Annotated in this window: 21 protein-coding genes; 9 read left to right on the forward strand and 12 right to left on the reverse strand. The window is 62.7% G+C overall.

Annotated features, from left to right (window positions below; all coding sequences use genetic code 11):
- Positions 1–5: 5 nt before the first annotated feature.
- The 3 genes from SERRSCBI_RS06870 to SERRSCBI_RS06880 all read right to left on the reverse strand — a co-directional run bounded on the left by SERRSCBI_RS06870 (position 6) and on the right by SERRSCBI_RS06880 (position 1577).
- Positions 6–725 (reverse strand): SDR family oxidoreductase, encoded by a 720-nt coding sequence (locus tag SERRSCBI_RS06870; protein ID WP_042783956.1) that lies wholly within the window; start codon positions 723–725, stop codon positions 6–8.
- Positions 726–831: 106 nt separating this feature from the next.
- Entirely contained in the window at positions 832–1212 is a 381-nt protein-coding gene (locus tag SERRSCBI_RS06875) for a MarR family transcriptional regulator (protein WP_004939357.1), read from the reverse strand.
- Complete coding sequence (locus tag SERRSCBI_RS06880) at positions 1212–1577, reverse strand: DUF6516 family protein (RefSeq protein ID WP_004939355.1); 366 nt, start codon at positions 1575–1577, stop codon at positions 1212–1214. Before SERRSCBI_RS06880 ends, SERRSCBI_RS06875 begins: the two co-directional genes overlap by 1 nt.
- Positions 1578–1675: 98 nt before the next feature.
- Between SERRSCBI_RS06880 and SERRSCBI_RS06885 the strand changes: the two genes are divergently transcribed.
- Entirely contained in the window at positions 1676–2587 is a 912-nt protein-coding gene (locus SERRSCBI_RS06885; RefSeq protein ID WP_033642361.1) for a LysR family transcriptional regulator, read from the forward strand.
- Here SERRSCBI_RS06885 and SERRSCBI_RS24900 read toward each other — a convergent pair.
- From SERRSCBI_RS24900 to SERRSCBI_RS06900, 4 genes are all read right to left on the reverse strand, one after another.
- Entirely contained in the window at positions 2575–2751 is a 177-nt protein-coding gene (locus SERRSCBI_RS24900) for a hypothetical protein (protein ID WP_004939348.1), read from the reverse strand. The genes SERRSCBI_RS06885 and SERRSCBI_RS24900 overlap by 13 nt on opposite strands.
- 103 nt (positions 2752–2854) lie before the next feature.
- A complete protein-coding gene (gene yedA, locus SERRSCBI_RS06890; protein ID WP_042783957.1) occupies positions 2855–3778 on the reverse strand; it encodes a drug/metabolite exporter YedA in 924 nt (307 codons plus the stop codon).
- Positions 3779–3886: 108 nt separating this feature from the next.
- Positions 3887–4381, reverse strand: coding sequence for a DUF2878 domain-containing protein (locus SERRSCBI_RS06895; protein ID WP_033642363.1), 495 nt, complete (start codon positions 4379–4381; stop codon positions 3887–3889).
- A 177-nt stretch (positions 4382–4558) separates the two neighbouring features.
- Positions 4559–5212, reverse strand: coding sequence for a metalloregulator ArsR/SmtB family transcription factor (locus tag SERRSCBI_RS06900; protein ID WP_033642364.1), 654 nt, complete (start codon positions 5210–5212; stop codon positions 4559–4561).
- A 103-nt stretch (positions 5213–5315) separates the two neighbouring features.
- On the opposite strand from SERRSCBI_RS06900, the gene SERRSCBI_RS06905 reads away from it, so the two are divergent.
- The 3 genes from SERRSCBI_RS06905 (at position 5316) to SERRSCBI_RS06915 (ending at position 7995) form a co-directional block, all read left to right on the forward strand.
- On the forward strand, positions 5316–6770 hold the full coding sequence (locus tag SERRSCBI_RS06905) for an MFS transporter (RefSeq protein WP_042783958.1): 1455 nt from the start codon (positions 5316–5318) through the stop codon (positions 6768–6770).
- A 134-nt stretch (positions 6771–6904) separates the two neighbouring features.
- Positions 6905–7474, forward strand: coding sequence for a helix-turn-helix domain-containing protein (locus SERRSCBI_RS06910; RefSeq protein WP_033642366.1), 570 nt, complete (start codon positions 6905–6907; stop codon positions 7472–7474).
- A 2-nt stretch (positions 7475–7476) separates the two neighbouring features.
- Positions 7477–7995, forward strand: a complete 519-nt coding sequence (locus SERRSCBI_RS06915) for a GNAT family N-acetyltransferase (protein ID WP_033642367.1) — start codon at positions 7477–7479, stop codon at positions 7993–7995.
- Between the two features lie 3 nt (positions 7996–7998).
- On the opposite strand, the gene SERRSCBI_RS06920 is transcribed toward SERRSCBI_RS06915, so the two are convergent.
- The 3 genes from SERRSCBI_RS06920 to ompC all read right to left on the reverse strand — a co-directional run bounded on the left by SERRSCBI_RS06920 (position 7999) and on the right by ompC (position 10971).
- Positions 7999–8829: a 5'-nucleotidase, lipoprotein e(P4) family gene (locus SERRSCBI_RS06920; protein ID WP_049866662.1), complete on the reverse strand. Its 831-nt coding sequence runs from the start codon at positions 8827–8829 to the stop codon at positions 7999–8001.
- A gap of 15 nt (positions 8830–8844) precedes the next feature.
- Positions 8845–9693 carry a GNAT family N-acetyltransferase gene (locus tag SERRSCBI_RS06925; protein WP_042783961.1) on the reverse strand — a complete coding sequence of 283 codons (849 nt, stop codon included), beginning with the start codon at positions 9691–9693 and terminating at the stop codon, positions 8845–8847.
- A gap of 180 nt (positions 9694–9873) precedes the next feature.
- Positions 9874–10971, reverse strand: a complete 1098-nt coding sequence (gene ompC / locus SERRSCBI_RS06930) for a porin OmpC (RefSeq protein ID WP_033637639.1) — start codon at positions 10969–10971, stop codon at positions 9874–9876.
- 240 nt (positions 10972–11211) lie between these two features.
- Between ompC and SERRSCBI_RS06935 the strand changes: the two genes are divergently transcribed.
- The 4 genes from SERRSCBI_RS06935 (at position 11212) to dinG (ending at position 14971) form a co-directional block, all read left to right on the forward strand.
- Positions 11212–11868: a glutathione S-transferase family protein gene (locus SERRSCBI_RS06935; protein ID WP_042783963.1), complete on the forward strand. Its 657-nt coding sequence runs from the start codon at positions 11212–11214 to the stop codon at positions 11866–11868.
- Between the two features lie 123 nt (positions 11869–11991).
- Positions 11992–12324 (forward strand): carboxymuconolactone decarboxylase family protein, encoded by a 333-nt coding sequence (locus SERRSCBI_RS06940; protein ID WP_042783964.1) that lies wholly within the window; start codon positions 11992–11994, stop codon positions 12322–12324.
- The gene (locus SERRSCBI_RS06945) at positions 12314–12706 is read left to right on the forward strand and encodes a tautomerase family protein (RefSeq protein WP_042783965.1); all 393 of its coding nucleotides are present in this window, start codon (positions 12314–12316) and stop codon (positions 12704–12706) included. The genes SERRSCBI_RS06940 and SERRSCBI_RS06945 overlap by 11 nt, the downstream gene beginning before the upstream one ends.
- Positions 12707–12772: 66 nt before the next feature.
- Entirely contained in the window at positions 12773–14971 is a 2199-nt protein-coding gene (gene dinG / locus SERRSCBI_RS06950; RefSeq protein ID WP_042783966.1) for an ATP-dependent DNA helicase DinG, read from the forward strand.
- On the opposite strand, the gene SERRSCBI_RS06955 is transcribed toward dinG, so the two are convergent.
- The gene (locus SERRSCBI_RS06955) at positions 14972–15406 is read right to left on the reverse strand and encodes an Lrp/AsnC family transcriptional regulator (protein WP_042783967.1); all 435 of its coding nucleotides are present in this window, start codon (positions 15404–15406) and stop codon (positions 14972–14974) included.
- Between the two features lie 136 nt (positions 15407–15542).
- On the opposite strand from SERRSCBI_RS06955, the gene SERRSCBI_RS06960 reads away from it, so the two are divergent.
- The gene (locus SERRSCBI_RS06960) at positions 15543–16451 is read left to right on the forward strand and encodes a DMT family transporter (protein ID WP_042783969.1); all 909 of its coding nucleotides are present in this window, start codon (positions 15543–15545) and stop codon (positions 16449–16451) included.
- Between the two features lie 3 nt (positions 16452–16454).
- On the opposite strand, the gene prpR is transcribed toward SERRSCBI_RS06960, so the two are convergent.
- Entirely contained in the window at positions 16455–18056 is a 1602-nt protein-coding gene (gene prpR, locus SERRSCBI_RS06965) for a propionate catabolism operon regulatory protein PrpR (RefSeq protein WP_042783970.1), read from the reverse strand.
- Between the last annotated feature and the right edge of the window lie 80 nt (positions 18057–18136).

The raw sequence follows: 18136 nt of genomic DNA on the forward strand, positions 1-18136 counted from the left end.
CGCCGTTACAGCAGGCCGCCGCCGTCGATATCGATCACGCTGCCGGTGACGAAACCGTTCTCCATCGCCAGCAGGTAACCCGCTGCGACGTCGGCCGCCTGGCCGATCCGGCCGACCGGCAGACTGACGCTCACGCGCTCGAACAGCGCCTGACGCTGCGCGGCGCCCATGCCGTCGTAGGCTTCGGTGGCGGTGATGCCGGGGCTGACCACGTTCACCCGCCGCGGCGCCAGTTCCTTCGCCAGCTGTTTACCGACCGCTTCCAGCGCGGCGTTGATGCCGGTTTTGATCAACTGACCGCCGAGGTATTTGCGCGACAGCTGGCCGGAGGTCAGGGTGATGGAGCCCCGCGACGCCAGCGTCGGCAGCGCGGCCTGCACCGCGCGCAAGCTGCCCCAGAATTTGACGTTGAAGTCGGCCTGCGCCTGCTCAAAAGCAGTCTCCGCCAGCGGTTTCGCCTGCACCAGCGGCCCGGCGGTGATCACCAGATGGTCGAAAGCGCCGACGGCGGCAAACAGCGCATGCAGCGACGCTTCATCGGTCAGATCGGCCTGCATCAGATGCAGCGCGTCGTTTTTCTCCCCGGCGTGGGGAAGGCGGCGCGAAGCCAGCACCACTTCAGCGCCGCGCGCCGCCGCTGCGTAGGCCACCGCGGCGCCAATGCCGCTGGTGCCGCCCAGGATCACCAGCTTTTGTCGTTTCAGGGGGGAGTCAGGAATCGTCATGTTAAGGCCTCTTTTTAGGTAAGTTTCAACGGGATCTATCTTTCCTGATTGAAAATCACCTAACAATCGGCCTTGCTGACAAACTCTTATTAATATTTTTTAAAGATCATGCGGCGCTAAAGCGGGCGTTTAGCTTCTGATCCACGATGATTTCGAAATCGGTAAACAGCGCTCGGGGTTTCACTGAACGCCCCTGTTTTTCCAGTGCCACCAGGCCGTGCCCGCTCAGCGTTTTCAGCGTGGTGGACAGATTGCTGACCTGGCGCCCCGACAGTTCGGCCAACTGGCTGATGGTTTCGGGGCGGGCAGTGTCGATCAGACGCAGCAGGGCAATATTCTCGTTGCTGAGCACCTGGGCCAGCGCAATCATCGACGTAAACCACACTTTGGGCTCACGTTCCTGTGGCTGGTATTCCCCTTTTGCGATCGCCAGTGTGCGCTTGCGAATCAGTTCTTCAGGCATCACGCCAATCAGTGCTTTCATCATCAACCTCGGTTTTCTCTCTTGCGTATGACTTCGTCTATCCGGGTAAAAAAATCTTCCACCAACTGATAGGCGGAATGAAACTCGTAGGGTGAGCCTTTGTCCGTCGGGGAGTCATGTTGGTGATCGTAAACGACGCGGCCCGAAAATTTACCTTTGCGGGGTGTTTTAATGGCATGCGCGTTGTCTATGCCAAAAACCCGGGTATTGTGGTTATCATGCAAGGTCAAATTGTAACGGATGCCGTGAGGGATAAAGGCCGTTTGGGTCACCGTCCAAGCCTCGATTTTCCACCAATAGCCATCCTCACGATTGACCCGCGTGCCATGCAGGCTAAGGATGTAATCCAATCCGTTGTGTTCATCCATTGATCAAAGCTCCATTTATTATGATCTAATCATAACTGTTGGGCGTTTTATCGTCAATCCGATACGCCGTGAATCCGGCTCTCTAAGAAGGGAAATACATGACCTCATTTGTCGATCTCGAGGTGTTTGTCCGCACGGTGGACGGCGGCAGTTTTTCCGCCGCGGCGCGCGCGCTGGATATGACGCCGGCGGCGGCCAGCATTGCGGTGAAAAGGCTGGAGCAGCAGTTGGGCGCGCGGCTGCTGGTGCGCTCCACCCGCAGCCTGAGGTTAACGGAGGAGGGGGCTCGCTATCTCGACAGCGCGCGCCTGGCGCTGGGCGCGTTAGCCGAAGGAGAGCAGGCGATCCGCGAGAAGCATCAGGGGCTGTCCGGGGTGCTGCAGATTTCCGCGCCGTCGGATTTTGGCCGCAATTTGCTGCTCTGCTGGCTGGATGAGTTCCGCCTGCAGCATCCGCATATTCAGCTGCAGCTTCTGATCAACGATCGGCAGGCCGACCTGTTCCGCGAACCGGTGGATGTGGCGTTGCGCTTCGGGCCGCTGGCCGACTCTTCGCTGGTGGCGCTGCCGATCTTGCCGCAGCATCGGCGGTTGATCTGCGCCAGCCCGGATTACCTGCGGCGTCACGGCGCGCCGCAAACGCCGGCCGATCTGGTTCGGCACAGCATTCTGGTGTATCAGCCCAGCGGCAAACGGCAGGTGGAATGGCGGCTGTGGCGCGGTGAGGAGGGGGTCGAAGTGCCGCTGAACGGCAGCTATTTTACCGATGACGGCGAGGTGGCGCGGCGCTGGGCGCTGGCGGGGCACGGCGTGGTGCGCAAGTCGGCGATCGACGTGGCGGCCGACATTCACGCCGGGCGGCTGGTGCAACTGTTGCCGGAATGGCGCAGCGACGCGGTGCCGATCAATCTGGTCTGCCCGCATCGTTCGCAGGTGTCGGAACGCGTCAGGCAGCTGCAGCGCTTTTTACAGCAGCGCTGCCAGCGTTGGATGGACGATCACTTGGCCTGAAGGGTTTCGGTTTGCGCCGGCGTGGCGGCGGTATCCCCGGCAGGCGCGCTTTCTTCGTGCGGGGTGGTGGAACGGGTGTAGATGTTCAGCCCGGCGAGGAATACGCCGCCCAGAGAACCGAAGGCGCACAGGGCGATGACGATGACGAACGCTTTTTTCAGCATAGGAATAATTTCGCAGGTTGCTTGGAACAGCGGGAATTATAGCCCCTTCGCCGGGTGAAACAAGAATCGTTTTTAACGGCGGCCCGCAGACCGCCCTTTGTGATCATCGCCGTTCGCAGTCGATGGCCTGTACGTTGGCCGGGCGGGCGAACAGGTATTTTCCCAGCGTCACCAGCACCACCGCCGCCACGATGATCACCAGCGCCAGCCACTCGCGCGGCGCCAGCGATTCACCGGCAAAACCGATGCCGAGCAGCACCGCCACTACCGGGTTGACGTAGGCATAGCTGGTGGCGACCGCCGGGCGCACGTTCTTCAACAAGAACATATAGGCGCTGATCGCCAGCATCGAACCGAAGACGATCAGATAGCCCAGCGCCAGAAAGCCGCCGGTGCTCGGTATCTGAACGAGGCGCTCGCCGCTCAGCTGGCTGGCTGCCAATAACACCACGCCGGCGACCAGCATCTCCGCCGCGCCGGCCATCGGCCCGGCCGGCAGCGAGATGCGCGATCCCAACACCGATCCGAAGGCCCAACTGGCCGACGCCAGCAAAATCAGCAGCGCGCCGGTCGGATTGCCCACCAGGTTGTTGCCGGTATTAAGCAGCACGATGCCCACCAATCCGAGCGCGATGCCGGCCCATTCCAGCTTGGTGTTGCGCATGCCCCACAACAGGCTGAAGCAGAGGGTGAACAGCGGCACCGTCGCCACCATCACCGCCGCGATGCCGGACGGCACGTGTTGGTGTTCCGCCACCGTCACCAGGCCGTTGCCCACCGCCAGCAGCAGAATGCCGATGGCGCCGGCGGCCAGCCACTGCTTCGGCGTCGGCAGCGCGTGGCCGCGCCAGGCCAGGAAACTGAACAGCACGATGCCGGCTAGCAGAAAGCGAATCCCGGCCATCATCAGCGGCGGCCACTGTTCGACGCCCAGACGAATGACGAAATAGGTGGAACCCCAAACGATATATAACGTGAACAACGCCCCGATCAACGGCAGGACGCTACGGCTTTGTTGGCTAAGCATAGGATTGTATTTTGCGGGAATGATTATTATTAGAACGCTCAGTAAACCCGATCGGGCAACCGATAAGCAATGGCCTGCGGCATTATTTTTCCGGCGGCCGAAAGCCGTTCAATGGCCTTGCTGTTTCCACTGCAGCCAACTGACGGCCGGCAGATAAATCGACCAGCCGATGGCCAGCAGCAGCAGCATGAACTCCGGCGGCATGCCGGGCAGCAGGGCGTCCAGTTTCCAGGACACGGCGTAGGCGAAGGGGCCGAGGGCGGCGCCCAATACCGCCAGCGGCCAGGGCGCCGCTCTGACCACGTCCAACAGCCAATACCACCAGCAGCCGAAGCCGATCCACAGCGCGATGGTCCAGAGCGGCAGGCCGTGTTGCCCGCTGTAATGCAGCACGCCGCTGTAGCTCCACAGACCATCCATGCCGATGCCGCCCAAGGCGGCCAGGGCGGCGCCCTTGCGGCGGGCGGCGGGGGTAAAGATCAGCGCCAGCGCCGCACCGGCCAGCAGTATGCCGTTGAGCCGATCGCGAGTCAGCAGCGCCAGCAGCCAGCAGACGCCCAGCCCCAGCGTCGCCAGCCAGAATCCGGCATGCGGCTTCTTCATCGTTCAACTCCCGTGGGGTTACTCTGCCGCCGTGCGCAGCGCGCCGACGGAGGTGTCAGAACGGGCGCAGGGCCCGTTGTTTGCCTGAATATTCGATAATTCAACCTTAGAAGGGAAGGTGCGGGGTGCACAAGCAGAATAATCTGTACCGGTTGAAAACGCGGGCAAAAACCGGTGTTACAAGAGAGAAATCCGGTAGGCGCAGCGGCGAGAGCCGGCCAGAATGTGTTCGGCGCGCTCCACCTGCGCCTGCAGCACTTCGGTGAAGATGCTCAGCTCAGCGCGGCAGAAGCCCTGGCAGACGGTGGCGGCGGCGCAGATCGGGCAGTGGTTTTCCACCAGCAGATAGGCGCCGTCTTCCTCCTGACGCCATTCGGCCATATACCCTTCGCGGCAGCGGATCTCGGTGAGACGCGCCACGCGTTCGCGCAGATCGGTGGCGCCGATCATCGCCTGCTTGTAGTTGATGCGGTTTTCCTGCTCACGGGTCTCGATCAGCAGGTCGATCGCCTGTTCACCCAGCTTGTCGCGCACGGTGCGCAGCAGCTGCACCGTCAGATCCGCATGGGTGTCCGGAAAGCGTGCGTTACCGGCGGCAGTCAAATGCCACAGCTGCACCGGGCGGCCCACGCCGCGCGTTTCCGCGATCGCTTCGACCAGCCCCTCTTTCGCCAGCTTGACGAACTGCTGGCGGGCCGCTTCACCGGTGGTGCCGAGCACTTTTCCTGCGTCTGAGGCTTGCTGCGGGCCGCGGGTCTTCAATAGCGTCAGCAAGCGGTCACTGACCGATTGTGCGGTGCTGCCGCCATTTTCCAAGTTTATTCTTGACATATTTCTCCGCCTCGCCCTAACTTATTCCAAGATAACTCTTGTTAAATTTAACGCAATCTCATGACCAACTCAATGCCATTCCTCTGAAAACAGGACAACAACCGTGATAACCCATGACGATAGCCGCTGGAGCGACCTTTTCTCCGGCAAAAATGCGGCCAGTGCGATCGCGCTCTCGCTTGGCGTGGCGCTGCATGCCATCAATATTCTGGTCGCCACCACCATTCTGCCCTCGGTGGTGCAGGATATCGGCGGTCTGGATCTCTATGCCTGGAACACCACGCTGTTCGTGGTGGCGTCGATCCTCGGCTCCGCGCTGTCGGCCCGCTTGCTCAGCGGCTACGGCGCGCGCAACGCCTATCTGGTCGCTTCGCTGTTTTTCATCGTCGGAGCGGGGCTGTGCGCGCTGGCGCCGAGCATGCCGGTGATGCTGATTGGCCGCACGGTGCAGGGGTTCGGCGGCGGGCTGATCTTTGCGCTCTCCTACGCGATGATCAATCTGGTGTTCGAGCAGCGATTGTGGCCGCGCGCCATGGCGCTTATCTCGGCGATGTGGGGCATCGCCACGCTGGTCGGCCCGGCGGTAGGCGGCATTTTCGCCGAGTTGCACGCCTGGCGTTGGGCCTTCGGCATTCTGCTGCCGATCATGGCGCTGTACGCCGCGTTTACCTTCCTGATCCTGCCCAAGGGCCAGGCGCAGCAGGCGGCCGCGCCGCTGCCGACCGCGCAGCTGCTGTTGCTGACCGTGGCGGTGCTGGTGGTGTCCGCCGGCAGCCTGGCGCACAGCGTCTGGATCAACCTGGCGGGCATCGCGCTTTCGCTGGCGCTGATGGCCTGGCTGATGAAGCGCGAGGCGCGCTCGCGCGCGCGCCTGTTGCCGCACGGTGCGCTGCGGCGCGGCTCATCGTTGGCGGCGCTCTATATTACGGTGTCGTTGCTGGTAATCGGCATGACCAGCGAAATCTTCGTGCCCTATTTCCTGCAGTTGCTGCACGGCCAGTCGCCGCTGATCTCCGGCTATATCGCCGCGACCATGGCCGCCGGCTGGACGTTGTCCGAAATCCTCAGCTCCGGCTGGCGCGGGGCGGGCATTCGCCGGGCGATCGTCAGCGGGCCGCTGTTCGTGCTGGTGGGCCTGCTGGCGCTGGCGATCCTGATGCCGACGCCCTCCGGCGGTCACTGGCAGGCGCTGACCCCGATCGTCATCGCGTTGTCGCTGGTGGGATTCGGCATCGGCTTCGGCTGGCCGCATCTGCTGACGCGCATTTTGCAGGTGGCGCCTGAAGCGGACAAAGACATCGCCGGCGCCTCGATCACCACGGTGCAGCTGTTCGCCACCGCATTCGGCGCGGCGCTGGCGGGGATGATCGCCAACCTGGCGGGGCTGAACGATCCGGGCGGCGCGGCGGGCGCGGCATCGGCGGCGCGTTGGCTGTTCCTGGCGTTCGCGCTGGCGCCGCTGCTGGCGGTATTCAGCGCCTGGCGCTGCGCCGCGATCGCGCCGCCGGCCGCCGAGACGGGCAATTTTGTACCCAACCCGTCCTCGCGCGAGTGCTAGAACGCTTCTCCTCATTCGGCGATGTTTGCGGTGATCCTGGCGTTATTCCTGCGCGACATTGTTAAAATTCGCTTGCTATATCTCTAATTTGAGATTATTTCTCTTATATGGGATTTTAAGGCGGAGTGTGAACGATGGATAACGGTCTGGACAATGCCGACCTGAGGTTGGCGCAGCGGCTGGCGGATTTGCGCCAGCAACGGGCGTGGTCGCTGGAGGAGCTGGCGCAGCGCACCGGCCTCAGCCGGGCGACGCTCTCGCGGGTGGAGCGCGCTGAGACCAGCCCGACGGCGTCGTTGCTGAACCGGCTGTGCGCCGCCTATGGGTTGACCATGTCGCGCCTGCTGAGCGAGATCGAAGACGAGCCGCCGGAGCTGTTGCGGCCGCAGCAGCAACCGGTGTGGGTGGATCGCGCCAGCGGTTTTCACCGTCGCTCCGTTTCTCCCCCCGCTGCGTTGTATAAGGCTGAATTTATCGAAGCCCGGCTCGATGCCGGCGCGCAGATCGATTACGACCTGCCGTCGATTCCGGCGCTGGAGCACCATCTCTGGCTGCTGTCCGGGCAGCTGGAGTTGACGCTGGAAGGGCGCGTTTTCCGGTTATCATCCGGCGACTGCCTGCGCTACCGCCTGTTCGGCGCCTCCCGTTTCCATGTCCCCGGCGATGAGCCGGCCCATTACACCCTCGTTATTTGCAGGCCATAGCCATGATTGAATTGCAACAGTGGGACGCCGGCGCGGCGCAAAGCGCCATTGCCGAATTGGCCGAAATGCTGCACGCCAGCGTGGCGCACGGCGCCAGCATCGGTTTTGTCATGCCCTTTACGCTGACGCAGGCGCAGGCGTTTTGGCAGGGGTTGCTGCCGGCCATCGCGCGGGGAGAGCGTGCGATGCTGGTGGCGCTCGCGAACGGCCGGCCGGTCGGCACCGTGCAGCTGCTGTTGGCGATGCCGGACAACGGCCGTCACCGGGCGGAAGTGGTCAAGCTGATGGTGCACCCGCAGGCGCGGCGGCAGGGCGTCGCCCGGCTGTTGATGCAGGAAGTGCAGGCGCTGGCGGCGCGTCATCGCCGCAGCCTGTTGGTGCTGGATACCCTGAGCGGCAGCGCGGCGCAGGGGCTGTACCGTCAATTGGGGTTCGAGGCGGCGGGCGACATCCCGCAATACGCCCGCGCCAGCGACGGCGGGGCGTTGGAGGCCACCTGCTATATGTACAAACTGCTGTGAGGGTTAGCGCCCGCGCCAGGCTTTGATCGCCTGCTGGCGCACCTGCAGCTTTTGCTGCGGCGTCAGCTTGTTGTAGTCGCGAGCCAGGCCGCTTTCCCAGTCGCCGTACATCGGGTTGGGCAGCACGATGAATTCGGTGCCGAACTTGGCCTGGTTCTTGCTGACGAACGCCCGGCGCTGCGCATTGTCCTGGTGGTAAGTCGCGGCGCCGAAGTCGTTCAGGTTGTCGCCCGCGTACACCACGATGTCATAGCCGGCTTGTTTGATGGCGTCGAAGCGCGCCTGTTTATTGGCGGTGTCGGTGCTGAGCAGCACGGTTTTTGCCGACAGGCCGGTGAAACCGAGCTTCTGCATGTTGGCCACCGTGGCGGCGTAGTCGCTCTGTTTACGGTTCGACACGTAGAACATGGTCCCCTGATGGGCGTTAACATAGCGGGCGAACGCCACTGCGCCCGGCACCGCGGCGGCCTGTTCGGCCTGCGTCCATTTGGCCCAAGTCGCGCCGTCGTACGGTCGGCCCTGCTGCGCCTGCCAGCCGGAGTAGGCGCTGTTATCCAGCATGGTTTCATCCAGATCGACCACCACCGCCTTTTTACGGCCTGGCGCGGCCCTGGCCTGATCGAAGGCGCGCTGCGCGCTGTTGAACGCCTGATGCGCCAGCGCCTGGTATTCGCCGGACTGTTGGAACCAGTTGACCGCCAGCACCGATTGATCCGCCAACCGCTGCTGGGCCTGCGCGTCGGCGTGCGGCGGCTGTGCGCAACCGGTCAAGGCCAGCAGCGCGACGCCCATCGCCGCGCCGAGGGTGAGTGTGCGTACCTGTTTTCCTGCCATTGTTATCTCTCTTTTTTATTGTGGACTGTCCAGCAGCATATCCATCTCGAACTGACGCAGGGGATCCTGCCGCCAGCCAAGATGCGTAAAGAAGGGGGCGGCCACCTCGGGCACAAAAACGTTGGCGGTCAGCGGCAAAGGGGCGAACTGCGCTTGCAGAGCGGCCAGCAAGGCGCGGGCATGCCCCTGGCCGCGATGCTGCGGCGGAACGTAGATCAGGCGCAGCCAGCAGTGCTCGGTACCGGGCATCACCACGGCGTAGGCTTGGCGTTCGAGGGTATAAGCGCGCGGTTTGCCCGGCAGTTTGAACAACGACTCGGGGGCGATCAGCCAGGGCAGGTCGGTGGCGCCTTCCGCCGTCAGGCGATGGCTGACGGTCAGCGGATCGACCGCCTGCAGCACCGCCTTGCCTGGCGGCACGGCCGCCGGCGCCTGATGGCCGGTCAGGGTGCGCACGATGCGCAGCCCGGCGCGGTGGTACAGCGCCAGCGCGGCTTCGTTGCCTTCGATCACTTCCAGCGACAGCCGATGGTCGCCGCGCTGACGGGCATCCGCTACTACCCGCTGCATCAGCGCCTTACCCAGCCCCTGCCCGCGCATCTCGGGGCGTACGGAAAAGGCCGCGATCCGGCTGTGCCGGCCGCGGCGGGCGATCAGCGCCACCGCCACCGGTTCATTGCGATGGGTGACGATCAGGCTGTCGTTCAGGCTGAGATCTTCGGCGCCGAAGCGGGCGGCGAAGGTCGGCCCGTCGAGGACGAAACGCACGATGTAGTTTTCAAAACAGTGGTTGAGGATGTTCGCCAGTTCGTCGCTGCTGTAGCGCACGGCGTTGTGATAGTTAAACCGACCGTCGTTATGCATGGCTGATTCCGCTCGGGGGAAAGCTATACATGTAGACCCGTTTGTTTGGCAAGGCAAGCGGGGGCATTCGCCGGCGGGGAAAATAAAAAACAAAAAAGCCGGACGCAGCCGCCCGGCGAAATAAAACTCTGGGTATCAAGTGACGCTAAAGTTTGCAGTGGTGGTTATTCATTCATCACATCAGAACTGATAGGTCAGGGCGACGGCAATCACGTTGTCGTCTTTCAGACCCAGCTTATTATTGCTGTCGAGCTGGTTGATTTTATAATCCACATAGGTCGACATGTTCTTGTTGAAATAGTAGTACGCGCCGACGTCGATATATTTCACCAGGTCGGTATCGCCGATGCCTTCAATATCTTTACCCTTCTGCTGAACGTAGCCCAGCGATGGACGCAGACCGAAGTCGAATTGATATTGCGCAACCAGTTCCAGGCCTTCGGCTTTATTGGCGAAGCCGCTGACGGAAGTGGAGCGGTTATTGATGGTGGCGGTACCGGAAATTGGCGCGATGTTGCGGCTTTCCGAGTAGGTCGCGGCCAGGTAGACATCGTTATTGTCATACTTCAGACCGGCGGCCCAGATATCGGCCTTGTCGCCTTTACCGAAGGTGCCCGCTTTCTGACTGGCGGTGCGGTTGGAAGAGGCATAGGCGGCGCCCACGCTCAGGCCGTCGATGATTTCATAGCTGGAGGAAAGGCCCCAGCCGTCGCCGTTCGCCTTGCTGGCGGAGCGGCCGTCGTTTTCGTTCTTGCCCTGATACTGGACGGCGAATTTCAGGCCGTCGACCAGACCGAAGAAGTTGTTATTGCGGTAGGTGGCGACGCCGTTGGTGCGGCCGTTCATGAAGTTGTCGGTTTTGACGTATGCGTCGTCGCCGAATTCAGGCAGCATATCCGTCCAGGCGCCGACGTCGTAAATAATGCCGTAGTTGCGACCGTAGTCGAAAGAACCGAGGTCTTTATATTTCAGACCGGCGAAGCCCAGACGCGTTTTAGTGTCTTTGGTGCCGTCGGATTCAGAATGGTTAGCGGCGATCTGATATTCCCACTGGCCGTAACCGGTCAGCATATCGTTAATCTGAGTCGCGCCTTTAAAGCCGATACGGACGTAGGTTTTATCGCCATCGTTGCCGGCATCATCGGAGAAATAATGCAGGGCTTTCACACGACCGTAAAAATCGAGCTTGTTGCCGTCTTTATTGTAGATTTCTGCTGCCTGTGCCGCTTGCGCAAGTAAAAGTGCCGGAATAATAACGGCCAGAAGATTACGTTTCATGGGTTACCCTGCTTTATTCGATTAAAAGACGCTATCATCAGTTGCATTGCTGCTTTACTGTGCCGTCCGGTTGTTGGCGGCGGAGAATTTTTACCGTAGTAATGTGATCTATTTATGACAAAAAATTCATTTTCATGTCGAACGATTAAAAAAGTCGCGCAAAGGGTGAATTTTTTCTGCAACCGACGGTCTGCGGCTGGTCTACAGTTACCGATAGCCTGATCGGTTTCCGGAGGAATCATGCACGATACTTATACATTGTTCGGTACGCAGGGGTGTGGCTCGACCATCGTGGCCGCCGCGTTGGTGCTGACCGCGTTCCCCTGGGGCTACGAGGAAGTGGATTACACCCAGGAGGGCCCGGAGCGGGATCGCCTGTTGGCGTTGAACCCGCTCGGCCAGGTCCCCACTCTGGTGCTGCCTGATGACGAAGTGATGACGGAGAGCGCGGCGATTATCCTGCTGCTGCACGATCGCGCGCCGCACGCCGAATTGGCGCCGCCCGGCGGCTCGCCGCTGTTGCCGCGCTTTTTGCGCTGGCTGTTGTTCATCAACGCGGAGATTTATCCCACTTTCACCTACGCCGACCATCCGCAGCGCTGGCAGCCGAAAACGGAAGGGGCGGAACAGCTGAAAAACGCAGTGATGAGCTATCGCGAGCGTTTATTGCGGCAGTTGAACGCCGCCGCCGGCGCCGCCGGACCGTGGTTTCTCGGCAAGAGCTTCAGCGCGCTGGATCTGTACGTGGCGGTGATGTGCAACTGGCGGCCGGGGCGCGCGTGGTTCCGGCAACACTGCCCGCGGCTTTACGCCATCGCCGAACGGGTGGAGCAGCGGCCGGAGCTGAATGCGCTGCTGAGCGCCCATTTCGACGGCGTTGCGCCGCTGGAATCGTGACATCTCCCCGCCGCCGGCGGGGAACCCTCCCGTTTTTCTGAACCGAGACTGCCGAAAATCCCGATTTTCACTCGCCTCGTCGGCGGGTAGCGTAAGGCTATCCGCAACTGACAGGAGAGTGTGATGCAATCAGAATCCCGGGCCGGACAACAGGCGTTCGGCGATATCGCCCCCAAGCTGGCGCAGCTCAGCGACAGCGTCTTGTTTGACGATGTCTGGCAGCGGCCAGAGCTGAGCCCGCGCGAGCGCAGCTTGATCACCGTCGCCGCGCTGGTGGCGCTCAACCGCCTGGAGCAACTGCCGTTTCATCTGCAGCTGGCGCAGCGCAACGGCGTGGCGCATCAGCAGCTGGCTGAGCTCATCACCCACCTGGCGTTTTACGCCGGCTGGCCCGCGGCGGCGTCGGCCGTGGCGCGCTTGCGCGAGCTGGAACCGGAGGCGCCCCATGCCGTTTAGCCGCATCGCCCTGCATCAGGGCAAATCCGCCGACTACCTGCAAACCTTGTCCGACAGCCTGCATCAGGCGCTGGTGGAGGCCTTCGAGGTGCCGCCGGCGGACAAATTTCAGGCGATCGATCAATACCGCCCCGGTGAGCTTATCTACGATCGCGATTATCTCGGCGGGCCGCGCAGCGCGGATTTCGTGCTGTTTTACATCACCGCCGGGCGGCCGCGCGACAGCGACACCAAGCGGCGTTTTTACCGGCGGTTGGCGACGCTGCTGGCGGAGAACCTGCGGCTGAACCCCGAGGATGTGATGGTGGTGATCGCCACCACCCAGTTGGACGAGTGGTCGTTCGGCGGCGGTCGCGCCTCGATGATCGATCCGCAGGCGTAACTCGGGCTGACGCCGCCGGCGGTCTGTGGGACAATAGCGCCATCATTTCGTTTAGATAAGAGTTGAATGGCGCTCTCCTCCGCAGTTAAAGATCAGATTGGCCAGTGGTACAAAGCCCTGCAGCAGCAAATACCGGAATTCATTTCCCGCGCGCCCCAGCGTCAGATGATCGCCGAGGTGGCGAAGACGCTGGCCGGCGACTACCCGCGCCATCTGGCGATTGAGGCGCCGACCGGCGTCGGCAAAACGCTGTCTTACCTGATACCGGGCATCGCCGTCGGGCGGGCGGAGAGCAAACCGCTGGTGGTCAGCACCGCCAACGTGGCGCTGCAGGATCAGATCTACAGCAAGGATTTGCCGCTGCTGAAGAAGATTATTCCCGATCTGAAATTTACCGGCGCCTTTGGCCGCGGGCGTTACGTCTGCCCGCGCAATCTGGCGGCGATGAGCACCGACGTTAGCCAACAGGGCGATCTGACGCTGTTTCTCGACGACGAGCTGGCGCCGTCCAGCGGTGAAGAGCAGGCGCTGTGTCAGAAGCTGACCAAGGCGCTGGCCCGCTTTGAGTGGGACGGGCTGCGCGATCACTATCAGCAGAGCATCGACGATCCGCTGTGGGCCAAGCTGAGCACCGACAAGGCCAACTGCCTGGGGCGCAACTGTCACTACATTCGCGAATGCCCGTTCTATATCGCCCGCAAAGAGATCGAGAGCGCCGACGTGGTGGTGGCCAACCACGCGCTGGTGATGGCGGCGCTGGAGACGGAATCGGTGCTGCCGAACCCGAAAGAGCTGCTGCTGGTGCTGGACGAAGGCCACCATTTGCCGGAGGTGGCGCGCGACGCGCTGGAGATCGACGGGGAAATCACCGCGCTGTCGACCAACCTGCAGCTGGACATGATCGTGCGCCAGGTCGAACAGTGCATGACGCAGTACCGGCCGAAGAATCCGCCGGGGCTGGCCAACAGCGAACGGCTGAAAAACCATTGCGAGGAGCTGCGCGAGCTGGTGCAGATCTTCGAGCATCAGGTCAGCGCCTATCTGCCCGGCGACAGCGTGGTGGCCGAGCACCGTTTTGAAATGGGCGAGCTGCCCGCGGAGATGGTGGAGAGCTGCGCGCGGCTGTTCAAACTGACCGATGCGCTGCGCGGGCTGGCGGAGTTCGTGCTTAACGATCTTACCGAACAGACCGGCAAGCACGACATCATGCGTCTGCACCGCTCGATCATTCAGATGAGCCGCACGCTGGGCTATCTGGAGGCGATGAGCAAGCTGTGGCGGCTGGCGGCGCTCGACAAGTCGTCCAACGCGCCGATCTCCAAATGGGTCACGCGCGAACTGCGCGATAACGTCACCCATCTGTATTTGCACTGCGTCGGCATTCGCGTCAGCGATCAGCTGGAAAAGCTGCTGTGGCGCAAGGTGCCGCACGTGGTGGTCACCTCGGCCACGCTGCGTTCACTGAACAGCTTCGCGCGTTTGCAAGAGATGAGCGGGCTGAGCGAGAAGGCCGGCGATCGCTTCGAAACGCTCTCATCGCCGTTCAATCACGTCGAACAGGGCAAGATTGTCATTCCGCAGATGCGCTACGAACCGGCGCTCGCCAATGAGGCGGAGCACCTTGAGGAAATGGCGCGGTTTTTCCGCGCCGAGCAGGCGAGCGGCAAGCACAAAGGCATGCTGATCCTGTTCAGCAGCCACCGGGCGATGCAGACTTTCCTCAGCTACGTGACCGATCTGCGGCTGATGCTGCTGGTGCAGGGCGACCAGCCGCGCTACCGGCTGGTGGAAGAGCACCGCAAGCGGGTGGAGAAGGGCGTCGCCAGCGTGCTGGTGGGGCTGCAATCGTTCGCCGAAGGGCTGGATCTGAAAGGCGAACTGCTGACCCAGGTGCATATTCACAAAATCGCGTTCCCGCCGATCGACAGCCCGGTGATCATCACCGAAGGCGAGTGGCTGAAATCGCTGAAGCGTTATCCGTTCGAAGTGCAGAGCCTGCCGAGCGCCTCGTTCAACCTGATCCAGCAGGTCGGCCGCCTGATCCGCAGCAACCAATGTTACGGCGAGATCGTGATCTACGATCGCCGGCTGTTGACCAAAAACTACGGTTCGCGGCTGTTGGCGTCGTTGCCGGTGTTCCCGATTGAGCAGCGCGCGGTGCCGGAGGCCGACAAGGCGCATCTGGCGGCGCTGAAATCCGCCGCCGACGCGGCTAAAAAAGAGAAGAAGCGCGGCAACCCGTTCGCCCGCAAACGGCGGCGTTGATCAGAGCAGCGGCGGCAGGCGGCGCTTGACCGGCGTGGTTTTCACGATCGAGGTGTTGCTCTGCGCGTGCTCGGCCAGCCGATCGAGGGTGTGGTCGAGCTGTTCCATCGAGTGCGCCACCAGCCGCACGATAAAGCAGTCTTCGCCGGTCACCTTATCGCATTCGACCACTTCCGGGATCGCCTGAATCAGCTGTTCGACCTTCTTCAGCATGCCCGGCAGCGGCTTGATGCGCACCAGCGACTGAAAGGCGTAACCCACCGCCTGCAGATTGACGTTCAGGGTATAGCCCTGGATCACGCCGCTTTCCTCCAGCCGCCGCAATCTTTCCGACGTGCTCGGCGACGACAGGCCCACCTGCGCGCTCAGCGTCTTCAACGATGCGCGCGCATCTTCCGCCAGAATGGTCAGGATTTGGCGATCGATATCATCCATAACGCCTCCGTTAGGTGTTTCCTTGATTGTAGCTGCGAGAAAAAGGCAGTTAAGCACATCTGCCTTTTTTATGCTATGGAAAGCCGCCCTGCGAAGCCGCAAGCTATGTCTCTGGGCAAGCTTTGAGGAACGCAGAATGAATGCAGAGATAAAACGCGGCTCGCTGGAGATGGCGGCGGCGATGCTGATTTCCGGCTCCATCGGCTGGTTTGTGCTGATGTCCGGCCAGCCGGTTATCAACGTGGTGTTTTGGCGCTGCGCGGTGGGGGCGCTGGTGCTGCTGGCGGTGTGCGGCGCGCTGGGCCAGCTGCGCCGCGATGCGCTGACGCGCGCCACGCTGCTGCTGGCGATCGCCGGCGGCGTCGCGCTGGTGATCAACTGGCTGCTGCTGTTCGCCGCCTATTCCTATGCCTCTATTTCCATCGCCACCGCGGTGTACAACACCCAGCCGTTTATGCTGGTGGGGCTGGGGGCGCTGTTTCTGGGGGAACGGCTGACCGCCCGCAAGCTGCTGTGGCTGAGCTTGGCGTTCGGCGGCATGATGCTGGTGGTGCTGGCGCAGCCGCGGCAGGCGGGGGAGCAGAGCCATTATCTGGCGGGCATCGCGCTGGCGCTCGGCGCGGCGTTTTTCTACGCCCTGATGGCGCTGGCGGCCAAGCGGCTGAAGGGCACGCCGCCGCATCTTATTGCGCTGATTCAGGTGACGGTAGGGGCGGTGATGCTGCTGCCGCTGGTGGATTTTCATGCGTCGGCCAGCGTTGGCCAGTGGGGGATGCTGGCGACGCTCGGCGTGTTGCATACCGGCCTAATGTACGTGCTGATGTACGGCGCGTTGCAGAAGCTGCCGACCCACCTGATCGGCTCGCTGTCGTTCATCTACCCGATCGCCGCCATGCTGGTGGATCGCCTGGCGTTTGGCCACCGGCTGTCGGCATGGCAACTGCTGGGGACGGCGATCATCCTGCTGGCGGCGGCGGGTATGAACCTGCTGGGCGATCGGCGAGCGCGACTGCTGCCGGCCTCGGACGGCCGGCGCGCCGGCTGATGCTCAGTTCGGTTTTTTCAGCCGGCGCCATAAAGTGGTGCGGCTGATCCCGAGCAACCGGGCGGCGGCGGCGTGGTCGCCTCCGCACCGCGCCAGGGCTTCGTGGGCGGAGATGGGCGCCGCCGGCGTCTCGGGCGGCGGCGCCACCGCCAGCTCCGGCAGCAGCCACTGCAGGGTCTCGCCGCTCGGCGCGACGCCGGTGCTCAGCATCAGCGCCACCCGCTCCATCATGTTGCGCAGCTCGCGCAGGTTGCCGGGCCAGGCGTAATGACCCAGCGCGGCGTAACACCCGGCCAGGGCGGCGCGCAGCGGCTCCGTCAGCGGCACGTCGAGCGCCGCCAGCGACTGTTTCAGAAAGTGTTCCGCCAGCATCGCGATATCGTCGCCGCGCGCCCGCAGTGGCGGCAGCTGCAGCCGCAGGGCGCTCAGGCGGTAAAACAGATCGGCGCGAAAATCGCCCTGTTGAATCGCCTGCTCCAGGCGGGTGTGGGTGGCGCTGATGACGCGAAAGTTGACCTTTACCGGCTGTTGCCCGCCGACCCGAGTGATGGTTTTTTCTTCCAGCGCCCGCAGCAGCCGGGTTTGCAGGTGCAGCGGCATTTCGCCGATCTCATCCAGAAACAGGGTGCCGCCGTTGGCGGTTTCCAGCAGCCCGCGTCGGCCGCCGCGCCGTGAACCGGTGAAGGCGCCTTCTTCATAGCCGAACAGCTCCGCCTCCAGCAGCGATTCGGCGATGGCGCCGCAGTTGATGGCGACGAACGGCGGCGTCGCGCCCCTGGACGGCGCGCCGCGCCGGGAAAAGTATTCGCGGTGGATCGCCTGCGCCGCCAGCTCTTTGCCAGTGCCGGTTTCGCCTTCGATCAACACCGCCGCCGGCGAGCGGGCGTACAGCATGATGGTGCGCCGGGTCTGTTCCATCTGCGGGGAATCGCCCTGTAAATCGCTCAGCCCATAGCGCGGCTGCAGGGTATCGCGTGCGGCGTAATCGCCGCCGCGCTTGGCGCCGCCCAGCATCAGGCGCGTTACGTCCAGCGCATCGCTGAAGGCGGCGCGCAGGGTGGCGGCGGAATAGAGAAAAATGGCGGTGAGCCCGGCTTCTTCCGCCAGATCGCTGATGAGGCCTGCGCCGACCACGGCCTGAATACCGGCGGCTTTCAGCTCGGCGATCTGGCCGCGCGCGTCCTCTTCGGTGACGTAACTGCGCTGCTCCAGCGGCAGATCGAAGGTTTGCTGGAACTCCATCAGCGCGGGCAGGGGCGTTTTATAGGTAATGACACCGATCCGATCGGCGGTTCTGCGCGCCTGGCTCAGCGCCTGCAGCAGGTCGAAGCCGCCGGGCTTGACCAAAATGACCGGCACCGACAGGCGGCTTTTCAGGTAAGCGCCGTTGGAGCCGGCGGCGATGATGGCGTCGCAAGGCTCGCTAGCCAGGCGAGAGCGGATATGCTGCACCGCCTCCTCGAAGCCGAGACGGATCGGGGTGATGGTCGCCAGATGGTCGAACTCGAGACTGATATCCCGGAACAGATCGAACAGGCGGGTGATGGAGACGGTCCAGATCACCGGTTTGTCCGGCGTGCGGGACGGCGTGATGTGATCGCTCATGGTGGGTTACCGAATGAAAGTGGCTGCATTAGGTGTAGCCTTGTTTCAGTCATGTTTCAAATATGCCGATTGAAACCGCG

It is taken from the genome of Serratia sp. SCBI, from assembly GCF_000747565.1.
Classification (GTDB): Bacteria; Pseudomonadota; Gammaproteobacteria; order Enterobacterales; family Enterobacteriaceae; genus Serratia; species Serratia ureilytica.